11 protein-coding genes are annotated in these 10,693 nt (G+C 42.2%); 3 read left to right on the forward strand and 8 right to left on the reverse strand.

The window, feature by feature from the left end; translation table 11 throughout:
• The 8 genes from ACMZ6Z_RS08475 to ACMZ6Z_RS08510 all read right to left on the reverse strand — a co-directional run.
• Window positions 1-170: TIGR04197 family type VII secretion effector (locus ACMZ6Z_RS08475; protein ID WP_416132125.1), on the reverse strand; the 170-nt coding region annotated here is incomplete at its 3' end.
• Between the two features lie 121 nt (window positions 171-291).
• Window positions 292-1,602 carry a ribosome biogenesis GTPase Der gene (der, locus tag ACMZ6Z_RS08480; protein ID WP_416132116.1) on the reverse strand — a complete coding sequence of 437 codons (1,311 nt, stop codon included), beginning with the start codon at window positions 1,600-1,602 and terminating at the stop codon, window positions 292-294.
• A 53-nt stretch (window positions 1,603-1,655) separates the two neighbouring features.
• Window positions 1,656-2,558 carry a primosomal protein DnaI gene (dnaI, locus tag ACMZ6Z_RS08485; RefSeq protein ID WP_416132126.1) on the reverse strand — a complete coding sequence of 301 codons (903 nt, stop codon included), beginning with the start codon at window positions 2,556-2,558 and terminating at the stop codon, window positions 1,656-1,658.
• Between the two features lie 4 nt (window positions 2,559-2,562).
• Entirely contained in the window at window positions 2,563-3,741 is a 1,179-nt protein-coding gene (locus tag ACMZ6Z_RS08490; protein ID WP_416132117.1) for a helicase loader, read from the reverse strand.
• Entirely contained in the window at window positions 3,738-4,214 is a 477-nt protein-coding gene (gene nrdR / locus ACMZ6Z_RS08495) for a transcriptional regulator NrdR (RefSeq protein ID WP_416132118.1), read from the reverse strand. Before nrdR ends, ACMZ6Z_RS08490 begins: the two co-directional genes overlap by 4 nt.
• Before the next feature lie 240 nt (window positions 4,215-4,454).
• A complete protein-coding gene (locus ACMZ6Z_RS08500; protein WP_416132119.1) occupies window positions 4,455-5,915 on the reverse strand; it encodes a sensor histidine kinase in 1,461 nt (486 codons plus the stop codon).
• 43 nt (window positions 5,916-5,958) lie between these two features.
• Window positions 5,959-6,648 carry a response regulator transcription factor gene (locus ACMZ6Z_RS08505; protein WP_416132120.1) on the reverse strand — a complete coding sequence of 230 codons (690 nt, stop codon included), beginning with the start codon at window positions 6,646-6,648 and terminating at the stop codon, window positions 5,959-5,961.
• A gap of 161 nt (window positions 6,649-6,809) precedes the next feature.
• The gene (locus tag ACMZ6Z_RS08510; RefSeq protein WP_416132121.1) at window positions 6,810-7,346 is read right to left on the reverse strand and encodes a YceD family protein; all 537 of its coding nucleotides are present in this window, start codon (window positions 7,344-7,346) and stop codon (window positions 6,810-6,812) included.
• 367 nt (window positions 7,347-7,713) lie between these two features.
• Between ACMZ6Z_RS08510 and rsmG the strand changes: the two genes are divergently transcribed.
• From rsmG to ACMZ6Z_RS08525, 3 genes are read left to right on the forward strand one after another with little or no spacing between them, the layout of a single operon-like run.
• Window positions 7,714-8,427: a 16S rRNA (guanine(527)-N(7))-methyltransferase RsmG gene (rsmG, locus tag ACMZ6Z_RS08515; RefSeq protein WP_416132122.1), complete on the forward strand. Its 714-nt coding sequence runs from the start codon at window positions 7,714-7,716 to the stop codon at window positions 8,425-8,427.
• A 26-nt stretch (window positions 8,428-8,453) separates the two neighbouring features.
• Window positions 8,454-9,827 (forward strand): TrkH family potassium uptake protein, encoded by a 1,374-nt coding sequence (locus ACMZ6Z_RS08520; protein WP_416132123.1) that lies wholly within the window; start codon window positions 8,454-8,456, stop codon window positions 9,825-9,827.
• A gap of 18 nt (window positions 9,828-9,845) precedes the next feature.
• Window positions 9,846-10,517, forward strand: a complete 672-nt coding sequence (locus ACMZ6Z_RS08525) for a potassium channel family protein (RefSeq protein ID WP_416132124.1) — start codon at window positions 9,846-9,848, stop codon at window positions 10,515-10,517.
• The last annotated feature ends 176 nt before the right edge of the window (window positions 10,518-10,693 follow it).

The following is a 10,693-nucleotide window of genomic DNA, read 5'->3' on the forward strand; positions in this document are numbered from 1 at the left end:
TTCGAAACATCATAAGAAGCATCAATAACACTCTTAGCACGGTCATTACCACCTAGTTTACTCTGACTATCTTTGCTGACAGTTCCACTTCCGGATAGAGATGACACCCCCTTGGCGATAGAGGTCGCCTCCTCACGTGCAGTAGAAACATCGTTTTGTAATAAAGCCATAATAGTCCTCTCTAAAGTTCTAATAATTGCACCGACTCATAACTCTCTGAGTAGAGCAGATAACCTTAGTAAGGAGTACATAACGATGTGATAACCTCTCTTATCCCAACCGCTTGATTTATTAGCTACGCTTACGAGCGATCAAGTGAATCGGTGTGCCTTCAAAACCAAAGGCTGCACGGATTTGATTTTCTAAAAAGCGCAAATAGGAGAAGTGCATCAACTCTTCTTCATTGACAAAAATAACGAAAGTCGGCGGCTTAACCGCAACTTGTGTGCCGTAGAAAATTTTAAGGCGTTTGCCTTTGTCCGTTGGAGTTGGGTTGATGGCGATAGCATCCATGATGACATCGTTCAGAACTGCTGATGAGATGCGGCGATTTTGACTCTCACTGATACGCTTAATCATGTCAGGAAGCTTATGAAGGCGCTGCTTGGTTTCAGCAGACACAAAGATGATGGGAGCATAGGCTAAAAATTGGAACTGATCCCTAATGTCTGCCTCCCACTGAGTCACCGTATGGTTATCTTTGGTGATGGTATCCCACTTGTTGACAACAATAATCAAGCCTTTCCCCGCTTCGTGAGCAAAACCAGCAATACGTTTATCATAGTCACGAATCCCTTCTTCTGCATTGATGACCATGAGAACAACATCCGAGCGATCAATACCACGCATCGAGCGCATTACAGAATATTTTTCCGTGTTTTCATAAACCTTGCCAGACTTTCGCATCCCAGCGGTATCAATCATGGTATATTCTTGCCCGTCATTGTCCGTAAAATACGTGTCAATAGCATCACGAGTGGTTCCTGCTATAGGGCTTGCTATGACACGATCTTCACCTAGGATAGCATTGATAAGGCTGGATTTGCCGACATTAGGACGACCAATCAAGCTGAATTTGATGACGTCTGGATTGTCCTCAAGGTGCTCTGTCGGCAGATTTTCAACAATCGCATCCAAAACATCTCCTGTACCAATCCCATGAACTGACGATACTGGGTAAGGATCTCCTAAGCCAAGCGTGTAAAAATCATAGATTTCCGCACGCATTTCAGGATTGTCCACCTTGTTAACGGCTAAAATAACCGGCTTGCTCGTTTTGTAGAGAATACGCGCAACATACTCATCTGCATCGGTCACGCCTTCCTTAGCAGACACTACAAAAACAATGACGTCTGCCTCTGTCATGGCAATATCTGCCTGATGCTTGATTTGCTCCATGAAGGGCGCATCAACATCATCAATACCACCAGTATCAATCAATGAAAATGACCGATTGAGCCATTCAGCACTGGTGTAAATACGGTCACGTGTCACACCCTCAACATCTTCAACGATGGAAATTCGCTCCCCTGCAATACGGTTAAAAAGTGTCGATTTTCCGACATTTGGACGCCCGACAATAGCAACTGTTGGCAAAGACATATCGTCTCCTTATTTCTTTTTTTATTTATTAGTGTACTAGATAATCGCATTGACTATCTTCTGTTTTCACCTTGTAAATGCATTTCTGTAGCAAGAAATCTAACACGTTCCATAACGCGCTTAGCTTGCCAGGTTTCATCTCCATGTCTAGCATTGGCCAACTTTTGCTCCAAATCAGCAAAGCTATAATTAGAGGTAAAAAAAGTTGGTAAGTGCTCTTGCATCCGATACTGAAGGATCACTTGTAGCACCTCATCACGTATCCAAGCAGAGGTCTGCTCAGCCCCAATATCATCTAAAATAAGAATATCACTAGTTTTGACAGCGTCAATTTCAGCCTTAACAGAATCTGTCTTGATAGCATTTTTAATATCGATGGTAAAACTCGGATAGTGAAGCATGGTGGTAGAGGCATCTTTCGCCTCAGAAAGCTCACGCGCTAGGGCTGCCATAAAGAAGGATTTACCAACCCCCATGTCACCGTAAAGATAGAGCCCTTTTTGCTCAGAGCTAGGATAGTGACTGATGAAATCCACTAGATACTCATAAACACCCAAACGTTTAACATCATCTAGCAAAATATCATCAAACGAAATCGTCTTGTAAGACTTAGGCAGGCTAACCAAATGAATCCGATTTTCAACCGCTTGTTGCAGGTAAGCCTCTCTCAAAGCCTTGGTCTCAAGATAAGTCACATCAGCATAGCCTTCATTCATGGTCAAAATCGGCTCATAACCCTTAGCGATGTAAGACTGTTCCTGGTCTTGGTATTTACGTCTTTCATTGATGAATTGATTAAACTTTGGCAAACTACGCTTGATTTCATCTTGAGTCAGGCGGTGATCATTGATAAAGGTCACAATAGCTGGATCAGATAAAATCAACTGAGCGACTTGATCGGCATCAAAGGACTTCGCATGTCCAGATTTTTTTAAGGTGTTTCCTACTTTTTCCATCATCTCACTCCTTTCTCAGACGATCCAAAGCCTTTCGTCTGGCTTCTTCTAATCGTTTTTGCTCTTCATCGGTCGTCTGATTTTGATAATCCTGATTGCTCCATTCAGGGATATTTGGCTTCTTGGTCTTAGAGGCAAGACCTTGCGACGTTTGAGCGGATTTTTTGGAAGCATCCCTCATCTTCAAGACTGCTACTTCTGCGCTGTTGATCTCTTGGTAGGCAAAATCATTGGCGAGCTTCATAGCATATTTTTTATTGACATTGGCTGAGTTGGTCTTCATAATCGTATAAAGCACAATGACGTTGATGACCTCATCTAAAAATCCCATCTTAGCCAAATCCAAGAGGAGTTGCCTTTCGTCCTGAGTAATGGTTGCTCGACGCGCTTTCTTGATTTTGGCAAGAAAAACATCTGAACGAGCTGTCTGAGCTTCTTTCACAATCACCGTTTCTTGCTGGCTTAATTGCCCAAGAGGGAATGATTTAGTGGCTAGTTGCTCTTTTTTTCGCTTCATACGAGACAAGGACAAGGTCATATTGACAGCTGTTTCTTTGGCTAACAAATAGGTATCATACCAAGTCATCTGATGGCTCTCTGCCAAACGGTACAAGCCAATCACATCTGATTGTTCCTGAGCAAAAGAGAGACCATCACGTTTCATGAGATTTTTAAAGGCATCCAGATCAAATGACGCTTTGCTACTAAGGGCTTCCTTATCAAAATCAAAGGTGATGTCACCTTGGTCATCAAACACTTCAGAAAAGGTTTTCGACATGTTCTGAACATGATCTGGCAAGGTCGTGATGAGCTCATTCACCGCCACTTCTCCTATTTTTTGAATCAGCAATTGACGATATAAAGACACTTTAAAAAAGGCATCACTAGATAAGGGAGCTTTTAAGAACATCACATAACACTCTCGATGCTTGTAAAACACCACCAAATCCATGGCTGTCAAGGTAGCTAAAGCCTGCTCAACTACTGGCATGCCCATCAAGGTATGATTGAGAATCTCTGAAAAATGATGTTTTTTAACACCATCATCCCAAAAAGCCACCAAAAAGTGATAAAGGCTGAAAGCCTCCTGACCAATAATAGGAAAGTAGCATCGCATCAAGGCCTGAGACGACACATCAACCACATTACCTTTGACAAACGAAAACACATCAATCGGTCTCATTTCCCCACCCTTTTTCCACGAACACGATTGGTAATCTGCTGGAGTAATTCCTCGATTTCATCGACATCTTTAAAACTACGATAGACAGAGGCAAAGCGCACATAGGTAATCTCGTCTAATTCAGCCAACTCATCCATGACCATATTACCAATGGCTGTACTTGGAACTTCATTTTCATACCGACTACGAATGGTTTGCTCAATCCGGCTGATGACATTCTCAATATCCTCACTTGAAACAGGACGTTTCTGGGCGCTCATGATAATACCATGTAAGATTTTATCTCTTGAGAAGGCTTCTCTGGTACCGTCTTTTTTGACCACTAGAAGTGGTAGTTCTTCCACACGCTCAAAGGTTGTGAATCGGTTTTGACAGTTGTCGCACTCACGGCGTCTTCTGATGGTTGTTCCCTCTTCTGCTTGGCGACTATCAACAACACTGGATTTTGTAGTATGACATTTTGGACAACGCACAAAAACACTCCCTTCTCTCTCACACGAATCACTCCTAAAGCAAAAGCTACGACAAGGCTTCGCAAAAGCTCTCGCATTAGTTTTTAATACTTCATTATAGCACATCTTTCATGAGAAATAAAATGGCTGATGGCCTTTAACAATCAAAGCCAAAAAGCTTTACTTGCCGTGAGATAGCAACCTTCTCTCTTTCAGTGCCTTCATCTGTCCTCATCTTGGTGTTTTTTTGAGCATCCTTACCTACTGCTCTAGGTCTGGTTTGGTGGGAGAGGGGTCAGCTAGAGGGATAGCGATAACAAAACGCGTCCCCACATCCACAGTGCTATCAACACTGAGGCGGCAGTTATAAGCATCACTGATTTGCTTTAATAGCGATAAACCAATCCCTAAACCAGCCCTTGTCCCCTCACGACTGCGTGACTTATCTGTTCTGTAAAAACGTTCAAAGATATGCTCTAGATCTGCTTGGTCGATGCCATCACCTTGATCTGAGACCGTCACTAAGGCTTCCTTTGTGTTTTTAGTTAGGGATAATGCAACCACCTTGGTCTTTGGTGAATACTTAATCGCATTATCAATCAAGATGGTCAGGATTTGCTCAAAATGACCTTTAGCAATCTTGGCTCGAATACCATCTCGCTTGATGTCCAAGGTAAACTGAAAATCTGGTCTTAAAATCTCAAAGTTATAAAGCGATGTCTGCATAGACGCCTCTAAGCAAGTCACCTCATCAGATTTATCTGATAAGTGACCTTGAAGACGCACCAAATCAAGCATCTCACTGATCATAACCGTCATGCGCTGAGCCTCATGACGACTGGCCTCTAAGCTTTCCTCCAAAATCTCAGGATCATTTTTCCCCCAACGGCTCAACATATCCAAATGCCCCTTGATAACAGCTACAGGGGTTCTCAGTTCATGACTGACATCACTAATAAACTGTTGTTGCAGGGTATTTTGCTCTGCAATAATAGACATCATGCCATTAAAGATATGAGATAGTTCCTCAATTTCATCCCCACTACTGATTTGAGCTCTGACGGTTAAATCCGTCGGATCGGATTGAATCCGACGCATGACATGGTGTAGGCTATAAATAGGACGCAAGAAGGTTTTGATGCTATAACGCATGATGATTAAAACAATCATAATCGTTCCGACTTCTAAAAACACTAGCAAAACCACCAAACGGTTTTTGAGGGTATCATAAAACGCTAGATTATGAAAAAGCTTGGCATAACCTATAACACTACCAGCCTGATTAAAAAGCGGAATACTGATGGTAGCTCCCCTATCTGCCCCTATCTTTTCAGAGCGTATCGTACCAAGAGGGCCTAGAGACAGAGGATTCTCTTTGTCACCAGTTGTAAAGATAACTTTTTTCTTGATATCATAGAGGTAGACAATCTGATTTGAATATAACAAGTGGGCTATGGAGTGGTTACCGGAGAGGGCCATAGACTCCGTTAAGACGGTTTTCGAGTGCGGCTTAGCAACCGTCTGGTTGTTCTGTAGATAGTCGATTAACTGCTCTTTTGTCAAAGGCTTATCAATCTCTGAAACATGCTCTTGCACCAAACTAAGGGTATTCATGATGGTCTCTTCTTCTTGTTGCACCAAGAGGTCATTTGAAAACAGTAAAACCATCACTGTGAAGGTTGTTAAAATGACAAAAAACAGCCCCATCGTAACTAGGACCATTTTTCGTCTTAAAGACATTTTGAGTTGTTTGGTTAAAAACGGTTTATTTCTCACGGATAATATACCCCATTCCACGAACAGTTTGAATGTAAGACTCCTTACCTGGAACATCAATCTTACCACGCAAATAGCGAATATAGACATCAACAACATTTGTCTCGCTAGCTTCGCCGTATTGCCAAACAAGACTCAGCAAATCTTCTCTCGTCATGACACGGTTTCGATTGGACATCAGCGTTGATAGTAAGTCAAATTCACGCTTGGTTAATGAAATGACTTGATCATCACGGATGACAGAACGACTAAGTGGATCCAGTTTGAGGTCGTCTTGACTTGGGTTGGTTAGAGTGGCGCGTTTACTGTCTTCGATGGCTTGACGCCGAAAAACAGAGCGCACACGTGCCAATAACTCTTCAATGGCAAAGGGTTTGACGATATAATCATCGGCACCACGATCCAAGCCAGAAACAATATCCATCAGAGAATCTCTGGCAGTCATCATGATAATAGCTGTTGCTTTCTCCTGCCGTAAGCGTCTGGTGACTTCAAAGCCATCCATCTCTGGTAACATCAAATCGAGCAGAATCAGGTCAAAATCTTTCCCCAAGGCAGCCTCTAAGCCAGAGCGGCCATCATGCTTAACCGTGACACTATAGCCTTCATGCTGCAACTCTAAAGACACAAATCGTGACAGATTTTTCTCATCTTCTATGATTAAAATGTGTTTTGTCATAGCCCCCCTCTTTTAACTCTAATTGTTTAACCTACTGTAGCTTACAACCCTTAGCCAAATGACTTGGTCGGAGTTTTATTAACCTGATTTCTAGGTATTTTTGAGTATCAATAAACTTGTTTTATCATATCATTTTTAAAGCATTCTTACAAATTAAACCATTACTCATTTTCTTCAAATAAATCTGATAAGGCTGCAAAGGGATTAGTAGCCTGTTTTTGGTCTGCCTTCATGGCATCATACTGCTCTTGTGTTAGCACTGCCCAGTCCTTACCTTCAGGCATCTGCTCCGAAGCTTTCTCCTCATCTGTCAATACTTTTAGAGGGATGTTTAAGAGGATATGATCCAGAATGCTCTCTGAAAGGTCAATCTGATCATCTTCAAGGATTAAGACCAGATGCTCATCAATCAAGTCAGCTTTTGTAGGAACATCTGCCGCTGCTATAAAAACTTCTGACACCTCATACTGCTCAGACAATCGAACAGGTGTCATCGAACGGCTTGACGGTAGCGTGAGGTCATAAGACAGCTGGTAATTGAGGAGATAAAGCCCATCATCAAAGCTGACCACTCCTTTAGCATTAACAGACTCTAAGTCGATAATAGACCCCTCACGCCTAAGGAGTTGCTCTTTCAAGTCAAAGGTTTTGTCAAAGGTCAGGCCTTCAGGATTTTTTCGAATATCAATGAGTTTCATTTGGTTTCCTTTTCTTTTTATGATTGTGTTATCCTACAGATGAAATGATGCATCAGTGCCTCACACTACTCTGTGCTCGCTTAAAACAAGTAGCTGTTTTGGATGAGTCTTTGTTAGAAGTCTGATACCTTATCGTTTTGCTACCCTTTATCAAAAGGCCGTCAGGCTTAGCCCACCAAGACCACCAGTGGTAGACTGCCTTGGTCTTGAGGGTTGTTCTTTTCAACCACACCTACCCAGCCTATCCTACTAATGCTTTAGATTAACGAATCGTCATCTTTCATTATAGCAGTTTTAAGAGGATTTCCAAAGAAAAGAAAGAAGGATTATGGTAAAATAAAAGAAGTTTAAGACATAAGGAGTTTATATGACACCTCAAACCTTTTATGAGCAGCTCAAAGCTCACCATATCATGCTCTCTGAACATCAAAAAGAGCAGTTTGAACGCTATGTTGAACTTTTGATTGAGTGGAATCAAAAAATCAATCTAACGGCTATCACTGACAAAGAAGAAATCTACCTCAAACATTTCTATGACTCAATCGCGCCTCTTCTACAAGGCTACATCCCTAATCAGCCTATTCGGATACTGGATATTGGTGCGGGTGCTGGTTTTCCTAGTTTACCAATGAAGATTATCTTTCCAGAACTTGAGATCACTATCATCGACTCTCTCAACAAACGTATCCAATTTTTAAGCCGCCTAGCTCAAGAGTTGGGGTTGTCAAACGTGCATTTTTTCCACGGTCGTGCAGAAGATTTTGGTCAAGATAAGGCTTTTCGCCAACAGTTTGACCTGGTAACTGCCAGAGCCGTTGCCAGAATGCAGGTCCTAGCAGAGTTAACCATTCCCTTTCTCACATTAGATGGACGCCTCATCGCCTTGAAAGCTAGCTCTGCTGGTCAAGAACTAGAGCAAGCCCAAAATGCCTTAAAAACCTTGTTTGCCCAAGTGATTGAGACCAAGGATTATCAACTCCCAAATGGTGATGCTCGTAACATTACGATTGTCCAAAAGAAAAAAGAAACCCCTAAAAAATACCCTCGTAAAGCTGGAACGCCAGCGAAAAATCCACTTTAACCTTAGCATTCAACAAAAGGAGTCACATGTCAACCTTTATTGCCAAATGGTCTATCACACAGCGCCTTAGCTTTAGTTTTCTTATCGTGATTTTAATCGGTAGCCTTCTGCTGGCGCAACCCTTTATGCATTATGCTCATGCTCCAGATACCACCTATTTTGACCATCTTTTTAATGTGGTGTCCATGGTTTGTGTGACCGGTTTATCCGTTTTTGCAGTCGGTGATGTCTACAATGGCTTTGGCCAACTGGTCGTCATGCTTTTAATCCAGATTGGCGGTCTAGGCTTGGTGACCCTTATTGCCATTAGTAGTTTGGCACTACGTCGCAAGATGAACCTCACTGATCAGTCCTTACTCCAATCAGCCTTGAGCCGTGAAAACCCTCAAGATTTAAAGGAATTTCTTTACTTGGTCTATCGATTCACCTTTATGGTTGAGGGCATCTTAGCACTGGTCTTAATGATTGATTTTATCCCACGTTTTGGTCTAGGAAACGGTATGTTTAATGCTATTTTCCTAGCTATCTCTGCCTTTTGCAATGCTGGATTTGATAACTTGGGTTCTAGCAGCCTTCAGCAATATACCACTAATCCCATCATCAACCTGACCCTTGCTGGACTCATTGCCACAGGTGGTCTAGGATTTGGTGTCTGGCAGGATATTCTAAGGTGCATCAAAAACTATCTGACCCAACAGCCCAAACAGCTTAAAAACATGTTTACCCCTCTCAGCAACCAGTCACAGCTAGTCCTAAGAACAACTGCCATCATCCTAGTAGCAGGTACGGTGCTGAGTTGGCTCTTTGAAGCTAATAACAGCAAAACGATTGGTAACCTGTCGCTTGGGCAGCAGCTAATGACCTCTTTCTTTCAAACCGTCAGCATGAGAACAGCTGGCTTTTCTACCATTGACTACAGCCATACCACTCCTGCCACTAATTTTCTCTATATGATTCAGATGATTATCGGAGGAGCGCCTGGCGGAACAGCTGGTGGGATTAAGGTAACTGTTATTGCGATCATTGCCCTGCTCTTTAGGGCTGAATTATCTGGACAGACAGAAGTGACCTTTCGCCATCGTACCATTGACAATCGTATGATTAAGCAAGCCTTTACGATCATTATCTTTTTCTTCACCCTGATGATGGCAGGTTTTCTCCTATTACTTCTGGTAGAATCCGGCACCAATCCTTTTCGACTATTATTTGAGGTCTCGTCTGCCATAGCAACTGTTGGTGTATCAATGAATTTAACACCTGATTTATCAACAACAGGTCGTATCATCATCATGATGTTGATGTTTATTGGTCGTGTCGGACCAATCACTGTGCTTCTTAGCCTCTTACAAAAGAAAAAACAAACCATTCATTACGCCAAATCAACCATCACGGTTGGCTAATTGAGAAAGGAACTTATTGTGTCAAAAAAAATCATTGGGGTCTTAGGCCTTGGAATCTTTGGAAAAACAGTCGCAGAAGAACTCTGCACCTTTGAACAAGAAGTGATCGCACTAGACTATCGTGAAGAAAATGTCGAAGCAGTCGCCAACACCGTCACACGAGCTGCCATTGGTGACATCACCAACTATGACTTTCTACAAAGCGTCGGTATCGAACATTGTGATACCGTTGTCATTGCTACTGGTAATAGCTTAGAGGCATCTGTCCTAGCCGTCATGCATTGTAAAAAACTAGGCGTTCCTAACATCATCGCTAAAGCTAAAAGCGGCCTTTTTGAAGACGTTTTGTACAACATCGGTGCAAACCGTGTCATTATGCCTGAAAGGGCGTCAGGTAAATCCTTGGCATCTCATATTTTACGTCGTAATATCTCAAATATTATCCACGTTGAAGATGATATCTCCATCATCGAATTTAAAATCCCTCAAAAATGGATCGGTAAAAACCTCATCGAACTAGGGTTACGCCACAAATACGAACTCAATGTGGTCGGACTTCGTATGGGAAACATGACAACCTTAACCACTGATTTAAACCCACAAAACCCACTGCCAGCAGACATCCAGATCAGTGCTGTCACCAACTCTCGAACCTTTGAAAAATTCGATTACCTTGGATTTTTAGATTAAACCGCAACCAAAATCAAACTAGACTGCCCAACATAGCACTAAGAGTCATCAAAGTAAGGCAATGAATCTTTAAAACGTATAGCGCTTACGATTAGACATACCGATAGATACAAAAACCGTTCCAGAGTTTAATGACTCTGGAACGGTTTTCCATATACATTCTTATTGGATGTTTA

Origin of the sequence: Streptococcus pluranimalium, from assembly GCF_047785705.1 — a bacterium.
GTDB lineage: Bacteria > Bacillota > Bacilli > Lactobacillales > Streptococcaceae > Streptococcus > Streptococcus pluranimalium_A.

Bases quoted from the DNA above. Each gene is read 5' to 3' on its own strand.
- ACMZ6Z_RS08520 (WP_416132123.1), top strand. From the start codon at position 8,454: ATGTCAACCTTTATTGCCAAATGGTCTATCACACAGCGCCTTAGCTTT.
- rsmG (WP_416132122.1), top strand. From the start codon at position 7,714: ATGACACCTCAAACCTTTTATGAGCAGCTCAAAGCTCACCATATCATG.
- der (WP_416132116.1), bottom strand. From the start codon at position 1,602: ATGTCTTTGCCAACAGTTGCTATTGTCGGGCGTCCAAATGTCGGAAAA.
- ACMZ6Z_RS08500 (WP_416132119.1), bottom strand. From the start codon at position 5,915: ATGGTCCTAGTTACGATGGGGCTGTTTTTTGTCATTTTAACAACCTTC.
- ACMZ6Z_RS08490 (WP_416132117.1), bottom strand. From the start codon at position 3,741: ATGAGACCGATTGATGTGTTTTCGTTTGTCAAAGGTAATGTGGTTGAT.
- ACMZ6Z_RS08510 (WP_416132121.1), bottom strand. From the start codon at position 7,346: ATGAAACTCATTGATATTCGAAAAAATCCTGAAGGCCTGACCTTTGAC.
- dnaI (WP_416132126.1), bottom strand. From the start codon at position 2,558: ATGGAAAAAGTAGGAAACACCTTAAAAAAATCTGGACATGCGAAGTCC.
- ACMZ6Z_RS08505 (WP_416132120.1), bottom strand. From the start codon at position 6,648: ATGACAAAACACATTTTAATCATAGAAGATGAGAAAAATCTGTCACGA.